This is a genomic window from Microcoleus sp. Pol7_A1 (genome assembly GCF_036701085.1).
In the GTDB taxonomy this organism is placed as follows: Bacteria; Cyanobacteriota; Cyanobacteriia; order Cyanobacteriales; family Microcoleaceae; genus Microcoleus; species Microcoleus asticus.
The window spans coordinates 38,490-61,086 of sequence record NZ_JAUBQD010000046.1 but is presented as its reverse complement, the minus strand read 5'-3'; the positions used below and the strand labels follow the sequence as shown (position 1 = coordinate 61,086).

The window sequence follows — 22,597 nt, the reverse complement described above, 5'->3', positions numbered from 1 at the left end:
CAAGATGGCGATAATAACGGAAGTGCGATCGTTGATATTGGCGCTTATGAATTTAACCCTACAGTCACGCCGACTCCGACTCCGACGCCCACACCCGCGCCGACTCCAACTCCGACTGAGACTCCGACTCCGACGCCCACACCCGCACCGACTCCGACGCCCACACCCGCACCGACTCCAACGCCCACACCCGCACCGACTCCAACTCCCACACCCGCACCGACTCCGACGCCCACACCCGCACCGACTCCGACGCCCACACCCGCGCCGACTCCAACTCCGACACCGGAAACAGATGATTGCCTGCTGGATGACCTCAACGCCCCGCAACTCGACTCTGCCACCATTACTCCCAACCCCGTCCAACAAACTCTCAACGGGGGTAACGATGCCGATTTCATCATGAGCAGCAGCATCAACGAGTCGATTAACGGACTTGCCGGCAACGATACTCTCTACGGTATGGGTGGCAATGACAACATCCAAGGCGGTGCAGATAACGACTCGCTCTTCGGCAATGAAGGCAGCGATTTCATCCAAGGCGACGCTGGTAACGATACCATCTACGCTGGCAAAGATAATGACACTGTTGTTGGCGGAGATGGCGAAGACTTTTTGAGGGGAGATATCGCCAATGATACTGTTGCCGGCGGCGGTGGCAACGACACCATTTTTGGCGGTAAAGATGACGATATCTTGCTCGGTGAAGATGGCGACGACTACATTTTAGGCAACTTAGGAAATGACACAATTAATACTGGAGACGGCAACGATATTGCGTTTGGCAATGAAGGTGCAGACCTGATTTTTGGCTTATTGGGACATGACACGCTTTACGGTGGCAAAGAAAACGACAGTCTCGATGGCGGTGAGGGCAACGACTTGCTGTTAGGCGGCAATGAAAACGATGTGCTCTGTGGCGACATCGGTAACGATACCCTGTATGGAGGCAAAGGTAATGATATTCTCAGTGGTGGCAGCGGTTCCGATTTCCTTTCCGGGGATGTTGGGGACGATACATTGACGGGAGGTTCGGGAAATGATGTGTTTTTCCTCAGTCAAGGTTTGGGTAGCGACACCATTAATGATTTCCGCAAAGGAGAGGATTTAATTGGGTTAAACTCTGGTTTGAGTTTCAATCAACTCAGCATTACTTCGAGCAACAATCAGACTTTTATTACTGTGACGGACACCAATCAATTGTTGGCGAAGCTTAACGGTATTACGCCCGGTATTCTCACCGCTAGCAATTTCATTAGTTTGTAGTTATTATACCAAATCCAGGTTTGCTACTCCCTTTATCCGTCACCGATTGAAACCGCTACTACACAAACTCTCGTCCGAGCAGAAGGGGACTAAGAGATAAAGGGAGTATTTAAGCCTGATTGAGTATTATAGCAGAACCCAATACAAAGTATTTAATTGAGAAAAATATTCTCTAATATTCTGACTATCTCGACCACACATATTAATAATCAATTTTTACGAATAAAGCGGACTAGAGATTATTCCGTGTCAATGCGCGAACACAACAAGCGATCGCCCTTTTCCACTATCGCATTCGTCCGCAAATAATCGCGCACGCGATCGCAACCGCAACCCAACAAATTCAGATTCAACACTCGCTCCACATTCCACAGAATCAGCCTGTTATCCTCACTGACGGAAGCCACAAACTTTCCGTCAGAACTGTAGGCCAATCCCCTAATCGCCGCCGTGTGACCTCTAAGCGTTGTTAGTTGCGTACCGTCCAGTTTCCACAACTTCACCGTGTTGTCTACACTGCCAGAAGCAATAATTTGACCGTCAGGACTAAACGCCACTCCCCACACCGCTGCTGCGTGACCTACAAGCGTTCTCAATAACTTACCTTCAACAGTCCAAAGCTTAACGGTATTGTCTCCACTGCCAGAAGCGATGATATTACCTTGACGGTTGAAACCAACTCTCCAAACTGCCGCAGCGTGACCTCGAAAGGTTCTCACTAACGTACCGTCAAGCTGCCATAACTTCACAGTCCCGTCTCCTCCTGCGGAGGCAATTAACTGCGCGTCTGGGCTAAATGCTACGTGCCAAACAGGAGTATTATGTCCTCTCAGGGTATGCAGTAACGTTCCATTGCGCCGCCAAAGCTTGACCGTGTTATCTTGACTTGAAGAAGCGAGGATTTGACCGTCAGGACTAAACGCTACTCCAAAAAGCGCAGCTTTATGACCTGTTAAAGTTGCACTCGAATTGCCGTTTCGCTGCCACACATTCACCTTATGGTCGTCTCTGCCAGCAGCAATTAACTGGCGATCGCGAGTTATAGCAACCCCATAAATTGCTGCATTCTCTCCGGTGAAAGTCGCCAGCAATTTGCCTTGGCGACTCCAAAGTTTAGTTGTGCCGTCCTCGCTGCCCGTAGCAATTGTAGAGCTATCAGCACTGAGAGCGATCGCCCAAATTCCGGCTTTATGTCCAGTAATAGTTGTCTGCAATGGATTTTGACTTTCCCACAGTCTGACGGTGTTTTCTGCGCCTGCCGACGCAATAAAGCTGCCGTCAGGACTCCAATCAACTCCCCAAATTGCAGCGCTGTGACCTCTGAAGGTCGTCAATTCTGTTCCGTCAACGTTCCAAAGTTTTACAGTTTTATCCCGACTGGCAGAGGCGATGGTTTGACCGTCGGGACTAAACACAAGGGCAGATACCACAGCCGTATGACCTTCGAGCGTTCTCAGCAAAGTGCCGTCACGCTTCCAAAGTTTTACCGTTTTATCTCCACTTGCCGACGCAATTGTTTCACCGTCGGGACTAAACGCCACTGAACACAAGACAGAAATATGACCTTCGAGAGTTCTCAGAAAAGTGCCGTCACGCTTCCAGAGTTTTACCGTTTTGTCTCCACTTGCCGACGCAATTATCTTACCGTCGGGACTAAAAACTACTGAGCCTACCCCAGCAGTATGACCCTGAAGCGTTTTCAACAAAGTGCCGTCTTGGTTCCAGAGTTTTACGGTGTTGTCAGCGCTGGCAGAGGCAATTGTTTTACCGTCGGGACTAAAGGCTACTCCCCACACGCTAGCACTGTGACCCTGAAAAGTTTTCAACAAAGTGCCGTCCAGCCTCCAAACTTTCACCGCGTCATCGTCACTTCCAGAAGCAATGAGTTGACCGTTCGGGCTAAATTTGACTGTTCTGACGCTCGCTTGATGACCTTTGAGGGTGGCAACTTCTGTCCCGTCCCGCCGCCAAAGTTTAACAGTTTTATCTACACTTGCGGAGGCAATCAGCTTACTGTCAGGGCTGATATCGACTGCCATAACAGCCGCTTTATGTCCAGAAAAACGGTTGTATTCATCTGCTTGATAAACGGCTTGTCGCAGTACATTTTCAACTTCGCGATTTATACTGGCATCTGCCAATCCTAATTTTTGTAATTTTCGTTTAGCTTCGATCGCTTTTATCAGCGCGTCTAATCTCCGGTTTGAGGCAAACAATCCATCAGAAGAAGATGTCAGTGCTTTAATTTCGCTGATTCTTGCTTCGCGTTCGCTTGCTACTGCTCGGCGATACTGAAAATAAGTTGTCACCCCTAAGCCGCCGGCAAATAGCAATGCTCCACTGACTGCAAACAGCAAAAATCTTTGTCGTTTGGCAGCTTTTTTCTCTTGAATTAATCGTATTTGTTCCTCTCTCAGTCGCGCTTCTACTTCTTTTGTCCGTTCTGCTTCTAAAGCGAGTTGAACTTCTTGGCGATCGAGGTTTTGACTGGCAGCAATAAATTGATAATCTAAGTCGCTCAAACTTTTTCCTTGCGCCCAAAATAGAGCTTCTTCCAGAGCTTGACCGCGCAAAAGCCGCGATTCGTCCTGTTGTCTAGAAGCAATCCAAGCATCGAAGGCTTGGGAGTAAGGGCGGAGTTTTCCTAATTGTTGATCTACCCATTCGAGGTTAAATACTTCTCGATAAATTCGGTTTTTTACCTGCAAATAACCCGGCTGTTTGACGACTAATCCCGATAGCAATAGTTCGATTTGCTCTCGGCTGTCATCGGTTGCCACTTTTACGCCTTGTAAGATTTGCTGATAAATGCCTAGCAATCTAGCTGCGCGTTGTTCGTTGCGAAGAAGGCGATCGCGTATCGTTTTCAAATGCTCTGGTTCGTCTTGCGATTCCCAATTCTCGATAAGTTGCGCTCTGACCACAGATTCGACAAAAAATCCTTCGGTTATCGCTGGTATTGTTAAATCACCGCCGCGGGATTCTTTAGTAGTTCTTACCACCAATTCACATATTTTTTGGGTCATAAATGGCTGCCCTCCAGTCCAAGCTAATATTTCTTTTATAACTGCTGGTGGATGGGGGATTATATTTTCTAATCCTAAAGCTAATGGTTGTGCTTTCTCAAAAGAAACCCCCTGCAAATCGAGCGCTCGTCCGATATTAAAAGGAGTTCGATTTTTATCTACTATTAAATCGCTGGGCGTCGCTACTCCGAAAATGGCGAAGGTAATTCGATTGTATTCTGGATTGATGGCTCTTTGGTTGTAACAGTACCGAATCAAGGCAAAAAAATCATCGACTGGAAAATCTAAACTTAAAATGCTATCAATTTCATCAACAAATATAATAATTCTGTATTCTGGAAATTGGGCTAACAAGATGTCTTCGATGAAATGGCTCAATCTTTGGAGGAGAGAAACTTCTTCTTCTTTCCACCAGCTTTTAAAATTAACTTGCCCTAATAATTTGAAGCCGCGCCACAAATCGCCAACGATTCCTTTATACCATTGTAAGGGAGTGATATTTTCGCTGCCGATGCGGGTCATGTCGATGGTGCTGCATTGAAATCCTTCTGCTTGCAATCGATATTGAGTGCGGACTAAGAGGGAAGATTTGCCCATTTGACGCGAGTTGAGGACGTAACAAAATTCGCCAGCTTTTAATGCTTCGTAGAGTTCGGAATCGGCCGCTCTTACTACATAGGTAGGCGCATTATTGGCGAGACTGCCACCAATTTGGTATTGATAATTGTTCATCATTTTGAGCTCAGAGTTTCTGATTATTTAGCGATCGCCCACTCGATCGCACAAATGTCTGTCCTCCTCCTTCACATCGGCATTTGTTCGCAGGTAATCCCGCACGCGATCGCACGCATAAGCGAGTTCATCTAGTTTGAGAATGCGCTCCACATCCCACAAAATCACCGTGCGATCGTCCCCAGCGGAGGCAATGAGTTTGCCATCGGGGCTAAACGCAACTCCCCAAACGTTCCCTTCATGTCCGGTTAGCGTCGTTATTTCTGTCCCGTCGGTTTTCCAAAGTTTGAGTGCGCCAGTTGAGCCTCCCCCCACCAGAATTTGACCGTCAGGACTGAAATTAACTGCCATCATGCCTCTAGTATTTCCCTTGAGGGTTTTGAGCAACGTGCCATCGATCGTCCAGAGTTTAATCGTGTCATCCCTGCTGGCAGTTGCCAAAGTGCGACCGTCTGGACTGATGGCAACTTCCCAAATCGGGCTGCGATGACCCTCTAGAGTCTTGGAAAACTTACCGTCAAGACTCCACAACCGAGCAGTGCTGTCGCTACTGGCTGAAACCAGCCTCTGTCCGTCAGGGGTAAAGTCCACATCGTAAACCCTAGCCCGATGCCCTGTGAAAGTTTTCAGCAAAGTGCCGTCCTTGTTCCACAGTTTCACAGTTTTATCGTTGCTAGCAGAAGCCAGTAGCCGACCATCTGGACTGACGGAGGCATCCCACACTCCCGCCCCATGTCCTGTAATGGTTTTCAGCAGCGTCCCGTCGAACTGCCAGAATTTAATTGTTTTATCTTCACTAGCGGTAGCAAAAATAGGTGCGATCGCAGGATTGGCAAAGCTGGCACCAGAGAGGAAAGCAACGGAGCGAACGGCGGTCTTATTTCCGGCAAAAGACTTCAGCAACGTGCCGTCTCGCGCCCACAGTTTGAAGCTGCCATCCGTACTGGCTGAAGCTAGCATCTGACCGTCCGGGCTGAAATCCACATCCCAAATCGTGCCGCCATGTCCGTAAAGAACTTTTGAGAAGGGGTTTGTCGGGTTCCACAGTCGGGCGGTATTGTCGTCGCTGGCGGAGATAACTATTGGACTGTTAGGAATAAAAGCAAGCCCGCGAATTCCCGATTGATGCCCTTTGAGGACTTTCAAAATTGTCCCGTCCGGCTTCCAGAGATTGATGGTTCCGTCGGCGCTGGCGGAAGCGATGAGATCGCCTGCTGTGCTGACGGCGACTTCAAACACTTCCGCACTGTGACCGCTAAGAGTTCGTAGCAGGGTTCCGTCGGGTTGCCAGAGTTTGACAGTGTTGTCAGCGCTGGCAGAGATGATGGCGGGACGCTTGGTGCCGCTATTATCGGCAAGTAAAGCGAACTCAACGTCCCAAACGGTGGCGCTGTGACCTTCCAGAGTGCTCACCAGTTCGCCGTCTAGAGTCCAGACCTTGACAGTATTATCTGTGCTGCTAGATGCGAGGAGGTTTCCATCCGGGCTAAAGGCAACACCCCAAACTGCACCTTGATGTCCGCTCAGGGTTTTGAGCAGTTTGCCATCAACGCTCCACAGGCGAATGGTGCTGTCTTCACTGGCGGAGGCGATGCGCTCACCGTCTGGACTCACGGCGATCGCCCAGATCGCAGTCTTGTGTCCCTGAAAGGTTTTGAGCAGTTTACCTTCCCGACTCCACAGATAAATGTTGCCGTCTACGCTGGATGTTACCAGGCTCTGACTGTCGGGAGTAAAACTGAGGGCGTAGACGCTGCTGATCGTGTGCTCGAGAGTGTGCAGCAAGGTGCCATCCCGTTGCCACACCTTGGCTGTTTGGTCGCCGCCTCCGGTGGCTATGAGTTGACCGTCTGGACTGACATCAACTGCCAGAACCGGGCTGGAATGCCCCAACAGGCGATTGAATTCTGCCGTTCCATAGATGGCTTGTTGCAGTATTTGTTGAACTTGAGATTGCAAATGGGGGCTGGAATTCGCGAGACTGTCGAGCCTGCGTCTGGCTTTGATCGCACTCACGAGGGCGTCTAATCGCTGTTGGGAGGCGAATTGCCCTGCGGAGGAGGAGGTGAGGGCTTGAATTTCGCTGATGCGGGCTTGCTGCTCGCTGGCGATCGCGTAATGATATTGCCAGAGGGCAATAATGCCAAAGGCGATCGCAACTATTAGCGCTCCGCTGAGCGCCCCAAGAAATCTTCGCTGTCGCTTCGCTATCTCTCGCTCTAAAACTAACCGCTTGCGTTCTTCTGCGAGTCTCGCTTCAACTTCTCTGAGCCTCGCTGCTTCCAGCGCTTGCTGCACTTCCAGCCTGTCTAATTCTTGAGAAGTCGCTAAAAATTGATAATCCAAATCGCTCAAACTTTTTCCCTGGGCCCAGTAGGAAGCGTCTTTTAGCGATTGTCCCCGCAACAGTCGCGATTCATCGGTTTGTTTTGAAGCGATCCAAGCGTTGAAAGCTTGGGAGTAAGGACGCAGTTGCTCTAACTGTTTTTCTACCCATTGTAGGTTAAACACTGCTTGATAAATCGGGTTTTTGACCTTCAACAAACCTTGTTGTTTAACTACCAAACCTGATAGCAACAGTTCGATCTGCTCTCGACTATCATCGGCTTCAATTTCACCCCCCTGTAAGAGCTGCTGATAGATGCCTAAGCTACGTGCAGTGTATTGTTCGTTGCTAAGGAGGCGATCGCGTATCGTTTTTAAATGCTCCGGTTCGTCTAGGGATTCCCATTTATCGATGATTTGCGATCGCACCAAACTCTCCACCCAAAATGCCTCTGCTCCCGGGGGAATATTTACTACTCCGCCCGCCGTTTCAAGGCTAGCTCTGTAAGCCAAATAGCAAATTTTCTGGGTGAGGAATGGCTGTCCTGAAGTCCAAGCTAATATTTGTTTGATTACGGCATCAGGATTACTTACGGCACTCTCTAATCCTTTAACTAATAGTTGCGATTCGTGCCGTTCAAAACCCCGCAAATCTATAGCACGACCGATATTAAAAGGAGTTCGCTTTTTGTCAGCTATTAAATCGCTCGGCGCGGCTACTCCAAAAATTGCAAAACTAATGCGATTGTATGAAGGATTAATCGCTCGCTGATTGTAGCAAAACCGAATCAGGGCGAAAAAATCATCGACCGCGAAATCCAAACTGAGAATGCTATCGATTTCATCGATGAATATAAATATCTGCTCTTGAGGAAATTTGACCAGTAGGATATCTTCTATAAAATGGCTCAATCTTTGCAGAAACGAGACATCTTCTTCATCGCACCACCAGGTTTTAAAATTAACTTGTCCTAATAATTTGAAGCCGCGCCACAGTTCCCCAATCATGCCTTTATACCACTGTAGGGGAGTGATATTTTCGCTGCCGATGCGGGTCATGTCGATGGTGCTGCATTGAAATCCTTCAGCTTGCAATCGGTGCAAGGTGCGGACTAAGAGAGAAGATTTGCCCATTTGCCGCGAGTTGAGGACGTAACAAAATTCGCCAGCTTTTAATGCTTCGTAGAGTTCGGAATCGGCAGCTCTTACTACATAGGTAGGCGCATTATTGGCGAGACTGCCACCAATTTGGTATGGATAATTGTTCATCATTTTGAGCTAAGAGTTTCTGATTATTTAGCGATCGCCCGCTCGATCGCACAAATGTCTATCCTCATCCTTCACATCGGCATTTGTCTGCAGATAATCCCGCACGCGATCGCAAGCATAAGCCAGTTCATCTAGTTTGAGAATGCGCTCCACATCCCACAAAATCACCGTGCGATCGTCCCCAACAGAAGCAATCTGTTTGCCATCGGGACTAAACGCCACCGCCCAAACATTCCCCTCATGTCGGGTTAGCGTCGTTATTTCCGTGCCGTCAATTTTCCAGAGTTTGACTGCGCCAGATGCGCCTCCCGCCACCAGCATTTGACCGTCAGGACTGAAATCAACTGCCATCAAGCCTCTAGTATTTCCCTTGATGGTTTTCAGCAACGTGCCATCGATCGTCCAAAGTTTAATCGTGTCATCCATGCTCGCACTTGCCAAAGTCCGACCGTCTGGACTGACAGCGACTTCCCAAATTCCACTGCGATGACCTTTCAAAGTCTTGTTCAAGCGACCGTCCAAACTCCACAACCGAACTGTACCATCTGCACTGACAGAAACCAGCCTGTTTCCGTCGGGGGTAAAGTCCACATCGTAAACCCTAGCCTCATGTCCTGTGAACGTTTTCAGCAAAGTGCCGTCCTTGTTCCACAGTTTCACGGTTTTGTCGTCGCTGGCAGAAGCGAGGAACTGACCGTCAGGACTGACGGAGACATCCCAAACGCTCGCCCCATGTCCTGTTATGGTTTTCAGCAGCGTCCCGTCGAACTGCCAGAGTTTAATCGTTTTATCTGTACCAGCAAAAGCGAGTACAGGCAAGATATCTTCTTTGGCAAAGCTAGCAGGAGAGACGAAAGCAACCGAATAAACGGGAGCCTTGTCTCCCGCCAAAGACTTCAGCAACGTACCGTCTTTTGCCCACACTTTGAAGCTGCCATCCGAACCGGCTGAAGCTAACATCTGACCGTCTTGGCTGAAGTCCACATCCCAAATGATGCCGCTATGTCCGTACAGAACTTTCGAGAAAGGGTTTGTCGGGTTCCATAGCCGGACGGTATTGTCGTCGCTGGCGGAGACAGCGATTTGAGAGTTGGGAATAAAGATAACGCCGCGAATTGCAGATTGATGCCCTTTGAGGACTTTCAAAAGCGTCCCGTCCGGCTTCCAGAGATTGATGGTTCCGTCTGCGCTGGCGGAAGCAATGACATCGCCTGTATCGCTGACGGCAATTTCCAACACTTCGGAACTGTGACCCCCGAGAGTTCGTAGCAGCGTTCCGTCGAGTTGCCAGATTTTAACCGTGTTGTCAGCGCTGGCAGAGAGAATAGCGAGACGTTTTGTGCCGTCACTGTCTGCGAGGAAGGCGAACTTAACGTCCCAAACGGCAGCCGCGTGCCCTTCCAGAGTTCTCACCAGTTTGCCGTCCTTGGTCCAGACCTTGACCGTACCGTCGGTGCTGCTAGAGGCGAGCAGGTTTCCATCCGAACTGAAGGCAATACCCCAAACCCCACCTTGATGTCCGCTTAGTGTCTCCAGCAGTTTGCCATTAAAGTCCCACAGGCGAATCGTGCTGTCTTCGCTGCCAGTGGCAAAGCGATCGCCGCCCGGACTGACGGCAATGTCCCATATCGCAGCGCTGTGTCCCTGAAAGGTTTTGAGGAGCTTGCCGTCTCGATCCCACAGATAAATGCTGCCGTTGAGACTGGATGTGACCAGGCGCTGGCTGTCGGGACTGAATTTGAGCCCGAAGACAGCAGCCGGGTGTTGCAGGTTGTGGAGCAGCGCACCGTCCCGCTGCCACAGCTTGACTGTGCGATCGCCGCCGCCGGTGGCGATGAGTTGGGCGTCTGGGCTGACATCAAGACCCAGAACCACGCTGGAATGCGCCGTCAGGCGATTGAATTCTGCCGTTCCGTAGATGGCCTGTTGCAGCACTTGTCGAACTTGCGATCGCAACTGGGGGTTGGAATTAGGGAGGTCATCGAGCCTGCGTCTGGCTTTGATGGCAGTGACGAGGGCGTCTAATCGCTGTTGAGAGGCGAATTGCCCTGTGGAGGAGATGCTGAGGGCTTGTATTTCGCTTTTGGCGGCGCGGTAATATTGCCAGAGGGCGAAAATGGCGGATGCGATCGCAGCTATCAGCAACCCACTCAACGCTGCAATAAACTTGCGCTGTCGCTGTGCTGTCTTTCTTTCATAAGCTACGCGCTTGCGTTCTTCTACCAGTCGTGCTTCGACTTCTTTTACTCGTTCTGCTTCCAGTGCTTGCTGCATTTCCAACTTGTCTAATTCACCAGAAGCGGCTAAAAACTGATAGTCCAAATCGCTCAAACTTTTACCTTGCGCCCAGGATTTAGCGTCTTTCAGCGCTTGTCCGCGCAACAGTCGCGATTCGTCTTGTTGTTTGGAAGCGATCCAAGCATCAAATAGTTGGGAGTAAGGGCGCAGTTGCCCTAAGTGTTTTTCTACCCATTCGAGATTAAATACTTCTTGATAAATTATGTTTTTTACCTGCAAATACCCATATTTTTTTACCACTAAACCCGATAGTAATAGTTCGATTTGATCTCTGGTATCATCGGTTGGTACTTCCACACTTTGCAAGATTTGCTGGTAAATGCCTAGCAATCTTCCGGCGCGTTGTTCGTTTCTCAGGAGGCGATCGCGGATCGTCTTTAAATGCTCTGGTTCGTCTTGAGATTCCCAATTGTCGATGATGTGCGATCGCACGACCGATTCCACAAAAAATTCTTCCGTTCCCGGTGGAATTATCAGCACGTCAGTGTGAGATTCTCGCGTCGCTCTTACTATCAATTGACACAGCTTTTGGCTCAGAAATGGTTGCCCAGAAGTCCAAGCTAATATTGATTTGATAATTACCTCGGCATTACTAACTACACTCTCTAAACCTTGAGTTAAAGGAGAGGCTTCTTCCCAAGAAAAACCGTGCAAATCTACTGCTTGTCCGATATTAAAAGGTGTCCGATTTTTATCGGCGATTAAATCGCTGGGTGTAGCTACTCCGAAAATCGCGAAGGTAATTCGGTTGTAGGCGGGATTAATGGCTCGTTGGTTGTAACAATAACGAATCAAGGCGAAAAAGTCATCAACGGGAAAATCTAAGCTTAAAATACTATCAATTTCATCGACAAATATAAAAATTCGCTCCTGCGGAAATTTTACTAATAAAATCTCTTCAATAAATTGACTCAATCTTTGCAGGAGAGAAACTTCTTCTTGTTCTTTCCACCAAGTTTTTAAGTTAAGTTGCCCTAAAAGATGGAAGCCGCGCCATAAATCCCCAACGATTCCTTTGTACCACTGTAAGGGAGTAATGTTTTCGCTACCGATGCGGGTCATGTCGATGGTGCTGCATTGAAATCCTTCTGCTTGCAATCGGTGCAAGGTGCGGACTAAGAGAGAAGATTTTCCCATTTGCCGCGAGTTGAGGATGTAACAAAATTCGCCAGCTTTTAATGCTTCATAGAGTTCGGAATCGGCAGATCTTACTACATAGGTAGGCGCATCACTGGCGAGACTGCCACCAATTTGGTATCTAACCTTGGTCATGCCGTTTACAGGTGGTTTTAAAGGTGAGTATGTAGTGAATTTATTTAGAGGTGAGGATGTGGTACTGGAGCTTGATTGTAATAAAAATTATGCCAAATTTGGGTTAATTACCGCCTTTTTTTATTTAGTCCGCCGGCGCGGACTTTGTTTGTATAGCAGCGACTTATCATCGCCCGGACAAGTCTAGTTTTCAAGAATAATTTTGTATGGCGCAAAAAAACAGTAAACCCCCGCTCTAAAGAAAGTTGTGCGAACCAAAATACAGGCGGTACAACTCGCAGCTTAGCGTATAGCGGTTGTTATCGATATGAATCAGCCCCATACTCATTAATTTAGAACCTAATATCGGATCTAATTCCACGCCCCCCTCAGATTTTACCACTTGTTTAAGTGCAACCGCAAGTTCGGGATACTCTTGCAATGTCACCCAAAAATTCTGCAAGTAATCTTTATAAATTCCCGCCAGTGTGGGAGCTTCTTGTAGTAGCCTATCTAGCGTTACAGCGTTTTGACAGAGGTGGTAAAAAGCGAGCCGCACCAGATAAGGATGTCCCCCCACCATTGCCATCAGTCGATCGGCATCGGGGGTATCTCTCCAATCCAGTCCGTGACGCTGCGCTAAAGCAAGTATCTGCTCTTTTGTAAAATAGGGTAATTGCAGCGGCAAACCGACATTAAAAGGCGATTCATTCAGCTTAAAAGGAATATAAACTTCTGTGGAGTGAAGTACGATTAACCGCAGTTTTCCAAAAGTTTCTATCCGCTTTGCTTCTTCATGCCAGCTTCGCAGCAGCGGCAAAAATTCTCTGGCAATTTTTGGATACTCTAAAATTCTATTGACTTCATTTAAAGCTAAGACAATAGGACTCCTTATTTCTGCTAATACATATTGTTGCAAATAGACGGTGCAGCTTACTTTGCTACCCATATCTTCATCCCAATAATCATCTAATAGAGGTGGCAATTTTAGGTGACGGCTGATGTTGGCACAAAACCAGCGTAAAAATTTATCCAAGTTGTCTAAAACAGCTTCCTCGGCTTGCTGAAAATCCAAACTTACGGTTTGGTAGCCAAGAGAATTAGCGCGCTCTAAAATCCTTAGCAGCAGGGAACTTTTTCCCATCTTCCGGGGAGCTTTAATCCGCAGAACACTTCCAGGTTTGTCAATCTGTCGGTACGCGAGTTCTTCAATTAGCGGGTGATGGATATAAAATGGCGAACCGAGGGGTACTGGAGAGCCGGGATAGTCTAAAGGTGTTGCTAGGCATTGGCTGCGGGTAAATTCTTCTATTAATTTTCGTTCCTCTGCTGTCAGGGAACGCGATTCTAGAGAGGATCTAAAATTTGATTTACTAATAGGTATCTGCAAGATCTCAGAGAGAGATTGCCACAAGGACGAGGCGATGTTTCTCAGGTAATGCTCTCCGTAATGAGAGGCTGATGCTATACTTGTATAAGTCTTTCCTTCCCAAACTTGGCGGAGTATGATTTCTTGTACGGGATATAAATTTTTTTTAAATCGGGTACGAGTTAGCTGTATGACCTCATCTATTGTCATAATTTGCAATTATTCCCTAAGTGTATCGTTGATGTTATCACTTTTGATTGACTGTAAAGCCCTGAGCGATAGCCTATTGAATTGCGACGCGAGGCGGAAATAATATTTCTCTGGGGGTAACAGGTAAAATCCGTTAAATGTCACCGAACCCTTCTTTATTCTACTCCCTAGGGCGTAATCCCTACGCTCGTCGGCCAAAATGTCATGCAGGTGTCACAGTGAGTAGTAAAGCCATAATTATAAATGTGACACTTGACCTTGATAAATTTTAGTTAATTGATGTTAATTTAATCAGATGTAGTTTCATAGAGTTCTCGTGACTATCGGGTAATTGATATGGCTTAAAATTTTCCGGGCAAGGGTTTCAGCGATTTTATTTAGAAAAATTTGTGTTTCTAAATAAAGTTGAGCCACAAATGTTACGCCACAAATCCAAGATATCCTTTCATATCGCTGCATCTATTCATCACAATTGTGACAATTGTTAAGTCCAAAAGCCTAATTCTTCTTTTTGTGTTCGCAGGTTTTTAAATTTTCCTGTAATCCCCTCTAAAAAATAGTAGCAGATAACCGAGTTGATTTGATGCAAATGGTTCATAAAATGTTTCCCAATTATTTTATTCCTCACGGCCATTGCTACTTGTGGAAGCCTGGATTAGTGGGGCTGCACGTTTTGTCAGATGCTTTGATTGCCGTCGCTTATTTTTTGATACCCATTACGCTGATTTATATAGTTAAGAAGCGGCAAGATGTGCCTTTTGACTGGGTTTTTATGTTGTTTGGCTCTTTTATTGTCTGCTGCGGCATTACCCATATTATGGAAATATGGACGCTGTGGCATCCTAATTATTGGTTCTCTGGTTTTCTTAAAGGGATTACGGCCCTGATATCGCTATCTACAGCAGCAGTGCTGGTGGAACTAATTCCAAAAATCTTGGCTATCCCCAGTCCCGATCAATTGGCGGTGGCAAATGTGGCTTTACAAAATGAGATTGGCGATCGCAAACAAGCTCAGGAAGCACTCTCAGAATTAATGCTGGAATTGGAAAAACGGGTTATTGAGAGGACGAGCGCTTTAGAATCCACCAATGAACTTTTGTTACAGGAAAATCGCGATCGCTCCTTGGCTGAAAATTCATTGCGGCGCTCTGAAGCTAAACTGCTTGAACGAACTCAGCAGCTAGAGAAAACTCTGCAACAACTTAAAGGCACCCAAGCTCAACTCGTACAAAATGAAAAAATGTCCTCTTTGGGGCAAATGGTAGCTGGCGTTGCTCACGAAATCAATAACCCTGTTAACTTCATTTATGGCAATCTGATTCCGGCTGAGGAATACATTAAAGACCTTTTGGGACTGATTAAGGTATATCAAATTTATTACCCCACTCCTGCGCAGGAAATTGCAGACAAGATTAAAACCATCGATCTCGATTTTGTTTTAGAAGACCTGCAAAAACTTTTTAGTTCGATGAAGATAGGAGCAGAGCGGATTAGGGAGATCGTTAAATCTTTACGCACTTTCTCCCGGTTAGACGAAGCGGATATGAAAAAAGTAAATATCCATGAAGGTATCGACAGCACTTTAATGATTGTGCAGCACCGCTTGAAAGAACAACCAAAACGTCCGGCTATCCAAGTTATTAAAGAGTATGGAGATTTACCACAGTTAGAATGCTATGCTGGAAAGCTCAACCAAGTATTTATGAACATTATTTCTAATGCTATTGATGCTTTAGAACTGATGGCGCAGCAGGGACATTCCACCAAAGGCTATTGGGAAAATAATTTCGATGAACACTTACACAAGACCCATTGCCAACTGCTAAAAATTCGCATCCGCACGCTTTTGGTTGAGGGCAAGTGGGTGCAGATTTGCATTGCTGATAATGGCACTGGTATAGATTCTGACGCGATCGCTAAAATTTACGATCCCTTTTATACGACGAAACCTATCGGTTATGGTACGGGCCTGGGTTTGGCAATTTCTTATCAGATTATTAAAAGCCATGAAGGTTATTTGCGTTGTGTTTCCGAGCTTGAGAGGGGTACAGAGTTTATCATTGAAATTCCCTTGAAATCCCAAAATCAGCAACAAGCAACTTGCTCAAAAAAAGTTTTTGTAAAGCTGTAAATTTTGGTTGATCCCGTTTTGGTGAAGCAACTTGTGTGGTGGGCATAAAAACCAGCACTAACTCAAATATAGGCCAGGCTCTTGGGTCTAATTCATAAGAAAAATAGGGTAGCCTATTCGACATACTATACAACAAGAAGAGCATTTTAATTAAAATTATCTGCAATCAAACATTATGTGGCCAATAGTCAAAAGTATCTTTTCTCCAAGTCAGTATATGCCTCACGGTCACTGCTATCTGTGGCAAACACCTTTGGTATGGCTGCACATCACCGGCGACTTTTTAATCGCGATCGCCTACTATTCAATTCCGGCGATGCTGATTTATTTTATCCTCAAGCGGCGCGATATCCCTTTTTTAGGAATATTTGCTTTATTTGGTGCATTTATTATTCTCTGCGGCACGGGTCACTTGCTAGAAATTTGGACGCTGTGGCATTCCGCTTATTGGCTGTCGGGAATTGAGAAAGGACTTACTGCAATTGTTTCCTGCTTCACTGCTGGACAGATGGTAACACTATTGCCACAGTTTTTATCTTTAAAAACCCCCCAAGAATTAGAGGCAATAAATCGCAAGTTGCAGAGTGAAATTACTGTCCGTGAAGATGCAGAATTAGCGCTGCGACACGCTTATGATGACTTAGAAACTAAAGTCGAAGAGCGCACCGCACAGTTGAGAGAAACCAACGGTTATTTAGAAGCAGAAATTAGAGAAAGAATAGCCGCTGAATCGGCTTTGCGCGAACGAGAGCTTAGGTTAACAGACCAACAAACTGCCTTGCTAGAATTAGCACAAAATTCTAGTATCTACGAGGGAAATATTAGCGAGGCGTTGAGAGAGATTACACAAATGGCAACCCGTACTCTGAATGTTGAGCGGGGAAGCGTTTGGTTTTATCGGGAAGATAAATTAGCATTGTGCTGTGCGGATATTTACGAACTGACAGCCAATCAACACAATGAGGGTGCTGAACTGAAAGTTGCTGACTATCCTAGCTATTTCCAAGCTCTAAAGAGAGAACAGACGATCGCAGCAGTTGATGCCAAAACCGATCCGCGCACCCAAGAATTTACAGAATCTTATTTGATTCCTTTAAACATCTCGTCAATGCTAGATGTTCCTATTACCCATCAAGGACGAATTGCGGGTGTAATTTGTTTGGAACATCAGGGGACGCCGAGGAAGTGGACGCTCGACGAACAAAGCTTCGCTAGCTATTTGGCACAGATGACAGCTTTAGCAATGGAAGCTCGCGATCGCAAGCAAGCCGAGTTAAATTTGCGCTCTGTCACCGAACGCTTGCAATATTTGCTGGCGACTACTCCGGCGGTGATTTTTAGCTGCCAATTAGGAGGAAATTATGACGTAACATTTGTTAGCGAGAACGTTATTTCAATGATCGGCTACGAAGCACGCGAATTTGTTGATGGTTCTCTTGATTGGCATAGCATCGTTCACCCAGAAGATCGAGAGGTTGTTAATACTTCATTCGCTCAGATATTGGAAAAAGGATCGATTTCCTATGAATACCGCGAACTGCACAAAGACGGTAATTATCGCTGGATATACGATGAGGTTAAGTTGGTCAAAGATGCTGCTGGCATACCTGTGGAGTGCGTTGGTTATGGAGTAGATATTACTGCACGCAAACAAGCGGAAATAGCCTTGCAGCAACAACTAAAAAGGGAGCGGCTCGTAAATTCCATTCAAGAGCGGATTCGTTCTTCTCTTAACCTAGAAGAAGTGATGACAGTGGCTGTGGAAGAAGTGCGCCAGTTTTTGTCAACTGACAGGACAGTTATTTACCGTTTTAATCCAGATTACAGTGGATTTATAGCCGTCGAGTCGGTAGCAGCCGATACGATGCCGATTTTGGGAATTGATATTAACGATCCTTGCTTTCAGCAACACTACGTCTCTATTTACGAGCAGGGACACCTTCGCGCGATCGACAATATTTACACGGCAGGTATTTCAGAGTGCCATATTAATTTACTGAGCCAGTTTAAAATTAAAGCTAACCTCGTGGTTCCCATTTTGCAAGGTGAAAAATTATGGGGTCTTGTCATTGCTCATCACTGCCGCAGTCAAAGACATTGGAACTCTTCTGAGATAGAATCTATCAAGCAAATTTCCGTGCAGCTAGCAATTGCCATCAAGCAATCCACCCTTTTTGAACAAGCCAAAACAGAAATTTCCGAACGCAAAGTAGCAGAAACAGCATTACAAAAAGCTGTCGTAGCTGCTGATACGGCTAACCGCGCTAAAAGCGAATTCCTTTCTTCTATGAGCCACGAACTGCGGACTCCCCTAAATGCCATTCTGGGATTTAGTCAGGTGATGGTGCGCGATTCATCTTTAAACAAGCAACACCAGCAGCACCTAGAAATTATTAATCGCGCCGGCGAACACTTGCTTGCACTAATTAATGATATTTTGGAAATGTCTAAAATTGAAGCGGGCAGAAGTCAGCTTAATGAAAGCAGTTTTAATTTAATGCGCCTGCTAGAAACCTTAAAAGAAATGTTTCGATTAAAAGCTAAAGCTAAGAAATTGCAGCTCAATATAGAAGTTGTTGACGGCGTACCGCAATTTCTTAATGGAGATGAAGGTAAATTGCGCCAAATTTTGATTAATCTTGTAGGAAATGCGATCAAGTTTACAGAGACGGGTAGCGTTACGTTGCAAGTGAAAAAGAAGGTAGAAGAAAGTTTTGCTGTTGAAACCGCAGAGTTTACGGGTACACAAACAAAACCTGCCTCGGCGGGTTCAGAACAGTCCTCGCAGGCGGACTTTGATGGTGTAGAGGCGAATGACCTTCGCCGGGTATTTTTACGCCTTCAGTTTGAAATTGAAGATACCGGCCTTGGTATTGCCGCAGAAGAGATGAATAGGTTATTTGAACCATTCGAGCAAACAAAAACAGGTCAACAATCTCAACAGGGTACTGGATTAGGTTTACCAATTAGCCGCAAATTTGTACAAATGATGGGAGGGGATATTGCTGTCAGCAGTACGCCTGGTGTGGGAAGTAAGTTTGCATTTGATATTGAAATCAAGCTTGCCGATCCAACCGAGATGAAAATGCTTCAACCGCAGAAAAAAGTAATTGGTTTAGCACCGAATCAACCAGAATACCGGATTTTGGTAGTTGACGATCGCGCCGATAACTGCCTAGTCATAGAGAGATTACTGTCACCGCTAGGCATCATCGTGCGAGAAGCTAGAGATGGTGAAGAAGCTATTGCTGTATGGGAGGATTGGCAACCGCACCTGATCTGGATGGATATGCAGATGCCTGTCATGAATGGCTATGAAGCCACCAGAAAAATTAAAGCTCATCCTCTCGGAAAACAAACTGTAATAGTTGCTCTTACAGCTAGCGCTTTTGAAGAAGAACGACAAACTATTTTAGAAACAGGGTGCGATGATTTCATGCGTAAACCCTTCGAGGCAAAAATATTATTTGCCAAAATGGAAGAACTTCTAGGAATGCGCTACATTTACGAGGAATCTGTTGATGCACACCAAGAAAATGAAAGCGAAATTAGCGGAGCGACCAGCAATCAATCTGTAGTAGAATCACAACTCGGTCAAATGCCTGTTGAGTGGGTGGAGAAGATATATGATGCTGCTCATGAATGTTGCGACGATAAAATTGTCAAGTTGATTGAGGAAATGCCTAGACAATTTGCTGTAGCCGCACAAGTTTTAACTACTTTAGTGCATGATTTCCTCTTTGATGATATTATAGAGCTAGCGAAATCCGCAGTTACGGCACGTCAGTGTTAATATCTTTAGATCTTAAAAGAATACCGTGAGCGATCGCATGGACAGCAATGAATATCCTACAATTCAAGCCAACATTTTAGTAGTTGATGATAAGCCAGATAACGTGCGGCTTTTATCTACAATTTTGACGGCACAAGGGTATCAGGTTCGTAAAGCGCTGAATGGGCAAAGGGCGATCGCTACCGTGCAAGAGTTTCCGCCGACTCTAATCCTGCTGGACGTGATGATGCCTGAGATGAATGGATATGAGGTGTGTGCAAAGTTGAAAACTTCACCAAAAACCAGTTCCATTCCCGTGATTTTCTTAAGCGCCTTAGATGACGTTGTAGATAAGGTGAAAGCCTTTGATGTGGGTGCAGTTGACTATATTACTAAACCTTTTAACAGTAAAGAAGTATTGGCACGAGTGGCAAATCAGTTAACAATTCAAAGTCAGCAACAGTTACTTCAAGAGCAAACGAAGCAATTAGAAGAAGTTGTGAAACGTTTGCAAAACGAAATTAAAGAGCGACAGGGGGTGGAAGTAGCTTTGCGCCTTTCTCAAAAAAAATCAGATCATTTATTGTTAAATATTTTACCCGCAGCGATTGTTGAAAATTTGAAAAAAGGCCAGGGTGCTGCTGCCGATAGGTTTGACTCAGCAACAGTCCTATTTGCCGATATTGTTGGTTTTACGTCTCTTGCTGCCAGAATTTCACCTCTGGAATTGGTAAATTTGCTAAACAAGATTTTTTCAAAGTTTGACCAATTAACTGAAAAACACGATTTGGAGAAAATTAAAACGAGTGGGGATGCTTATATGGTAGCAGGGGGGGTGCCGGTGCCGAGGGCAGACCATGCTGAAGCGATCGCGGATATGGCGTTGGATATGCAGGAAGCGATCGCAGATTTTCAAACTGACACAGGTGAACCGTTTCAAATTCGGATTGGCATTAATACAGGGCCAGTAGTTGCTGGCGTAATTGGCACGAAAAAATTTATTTATGATTTGTGGGGAGATACCGTTAATGTTGCTTCTCGCATGGAATCTCAAGGATTACCGGGATATATTCAAGTTACTGCTGCTATTTACGAGCTGTTAAAAGATCGGTATTTATTTGAGGAAAGAGGCGCGATCCCGGTTAAAGGTAAAGGAGATATGATCGCCTATTGGCTAAAGGGTAAAAAAAGTTAGTTCAAGCTAATTGATAAGTTATAGCCGAACTAATTATTAAAAAATGAAAATAACTTGAAGTTTCCAACTTTCATTCTCGTGTACTATTTCAATGCGATCGATAAACTCTCGAAAATAGAACCTGCGTTCCGATTCCGACAAGTCCAGCCAAAATTGTGGAAGAGAAACAGTTTGAGCAGTTTCTCGCAAATTCACTGGCGGCAGTTGCGCTAATTTGCTTTGCTGTTCGGCAATTTCCGTGCGGATTTTGTATGATCTCAACTCTGCCGTTTCTGTGTCTAAAATGCCGCTTTCCATCAGGGCGGGAAGTTGGTCTAGGATTTCTTGTTTCGAGGCGATCGCCCTTTCAATTCTTGCTTTAATTCCGTTGATATCCGGCATTTGCAGCGCGGCGACAGCAGCGGGCAAATCCCGACAGATTCCTTCAATGGTTGATTGCAATATTTCTTGGTAGGAAAAGCCACTGCATTTAGGCTGAGACAGACACTTAATGGGCCGCAAATAAAGGTATTCTCTATCTTTGCGGTAGGAGGTGACTTTTGCAACAGTCATGGGCGATTTGCATTCCGCACAAATTGCTAAACCTGCGAGGGAACGGGGGGCGCTGGCGCTGCGGGGAGAAAGGCGGCCGTTGCGGCGCAGCAATCTGTCTATTTGGGCGGCTTCTTCTCTGGAAATAATCGGGACGTGGGTGTTAGAAATTACTTGGCCGTTTTGATATTCCAAATCGCCTCGGTAAGCGGGATTTGTCAGCCAGCGGCGGCCTGTGCTGACGGAGATTTTTTTGCTGTATTTCTTTGCTAAATACCGCACGGAACCGCGCAAAGAACCGTAGATTAGAAAGTGTTCAAAAAAGTCTTTGACGGCGGCGGCGGCCGATCGCTCGATCGTGTAGCGCTCTTTGCCGCGCCGGTAGCCGTAGGGAGCCTTACCCGGTGGAATCCGGGATTTGATGCGGTTGCGGGCGTGTCCTTTGCGAATGCTCCGGCTGTGTTGGCTGCGCTGGAGTTCTGCGAGGATTTGCAGCAAGTTTTTGCGGTTTCGCGGTTCTGTTTCTGCTTGTACGATGATTTCGACGCCGAGGTTTTCGAGTTGGGCGAGGTGCGAACACACTTGCTGCAATGTGTCGCCGAGTTCTTCAAAGCGCTGAATTAGCAGGTATTTGACGGGTTCTGTTTGGCAGTCTTTTAGGAGTTGTTGCAGTTGTTGCCGCCCTCCTAAGTCTTGATATATTCGATCGACCTCTTGGCCCCAAATTTCGGCTGCCGGCGCAGGTTCTAGCAGCGGTTCGCTGTAAGAGTAGGCAATGATTTTCATCTTTTACTCGCTCAGTTCAATTATATTCCCGTCGGGGTCTTGGGTAAATAATGCCGATCGACCTGACGCGCTCATTTGAAACGGGCAATTGTGAGCAATTAATTGCTCTCTGGCTGCTGCTAAGTTAGCAACAGAAAATGCTAAATGTCGGTTGCGCCCCCATTTGTCATTGTCTGCGGCATCTGGGATAATTGTTGCAGCTACAATTAGGTGTATCTGGAAGTTGCCCACTTGATACCAGATACCGGAAAATTTTAATTGTCTATCTATTTTTGACAGTCCTAATATGCTGCTGTAAAATTCTTCTGATTTTTCGAGGTTGGAAACGAGTATGGCGGCGTGGAGGGCTTGAGTAATTTGCATTTTTTTGGGTATTTATTTTTTTATTTTAACCGCTGATGCAGGCAGATGAGCGCTGATGAACGCAGATTGGCTG

At 46.2% G+C, this 22,597-nt stretch carries 10 protein-coding genes; 4 read left to right on the top strand and 6 right to left on the bottom strand.

The window, feature by feature from the left end; translation table 11 throughout:
- Positions 1-1,266: calcium-binding protein (locus QUA20_RS22745; RefSeq protein WP_333191339.1), on the top strand; the 1,266-nt coding region annotated here is incomplete at its 5' end.
- A gap of 239 nt (positions 1,267-1,505) precedes the next feature.
- Here QUA20_RS22745 and QUA20_RS22740 read toward each other — a convergent pair.
- From QUA20_RS22740 to QUA20_RS22725, 4 genes are all read right to left on the bottom strand, one after another.
- Positions 1,506-5,024: a WD40 domain-containing protein gene (locus tag QUA20_RS22740; protein WP_333191337.1), complete on the bottom strand. Its 3,519-nt coding sequence runs from the start codon at positions 5,022-5,024 to the stop codon at positions 1,506-1,508.
- 27 nt (positions 5,025-5,051) lie between these two features.
- On the bottom strand, positions 5,052-8,618 hold the full coding sequence (locus QUA20_RS22735) for an AAA-like domain-containing protein (protein WP_333191336.1): 3,567 nt from the start codon (positions 8,616-8,618) through the stop codon (positions 5,052-5,054).
- Between the two features lie 27 nt (positions 8,619-8,645).
- On the bottom strand, positions 8,646-12,188 hold the full coding sequence (locus QUA20_RS22730) for an AAA-like domain-containing protein (RefSeq protein WP_333191334.1): 3,543 nt from the start codon (positions 12,186-12,188) through the stop codon (positions 8,646-8,648).
- A 235-nt stretch (positions 12,189-12,423) separates the two neighbouring features.
- Positions 12,424-13,746 carry an AAA-like domain-containing protein gene (locus tag QUA20_RS22725; RefSeq protein WP_333191333.1) on the bottom strand — a complete coding sequence of 441 codons (1,323 nt, stop codon included), beginning with the start codon at positions 13,744-13,746 and terminating at the stop codon, positions 12,424-12,426.
- 583 nt (positions 13,747-14,329) lie between these two features.
- Between QUA20_RS22725 and QUA20_RS22720 the strand changes: the two genes are divergently transcribed.
- The 3 genes from QUA20_RS22720 (at position 14,330) to QUA20_RS22710 (ending at position 20,844) form a co-directional block, all read left to right on the top strand.
- The gene (locus QUA20_RS22720; RefSeq protein WP_333191331.1) at positions 14,330-15,877 is read left to right on the top strand and encodes an ATP-binding protein; all 1,548 of its coding nucleotides are present in this window, start codon (positions 14,330-14,332) and stop codon (positions 15,875-15,877) included.
- A 175-nt stretch (positions 15,878-16,052) separates the two neighbouring features.
- Entirely contained in the window at positions 16,053-19,670 is a 3,618-nt protein-coding gene (locus QUA20_RS22715) for a GAF domain-containing protein (RefSeq protein ID WP_333191329.1), read from the top strand.
- A gap of 37 nt (positions 19,671-19,707) precedes the next feature.
- Positions 19,708-20,844: an adenylate/guanylate cyclase domain-containing protein gene (locus QUA20_RS22710; protein WP_333191344.1), complete on the top strand. Its 1,137-nt coding sequence runs from the start codon at positions 19,708-19,710 to the stop codon at positions 20,842-20,844.
- Positions 20,845-20,880: 36 nt separating this feature from the next.
- Here the strand turns inward: QUA20_RS22710 and QUA20_RS22705 are convergent, their stop codons facing one another.
- Positions 20,881-22,161 (bottom strand): recombinase family protein, encoded by a 1,281-nt coding sequence (locus QUA20_RS22705; protein WP_333191326.1) that lies wholly within the window; start codon positions 22,159-22,161, stop codon positions 20,881-20,883.
- Positions 22,162-22,164: 3 nt separating this feature from the next.
- Positions 22,165-22,524, bottom strand: coding sequence for a VOC family protein (locus tag QUA20_RS22700; protein ID WP_333191324.1), 360 nt, complete (start codon positions 22,522-22,524; stop codon positions 22,165-22,167).
- Positions 22,525-22,597 lie beyond the last annotated feature (73 nt).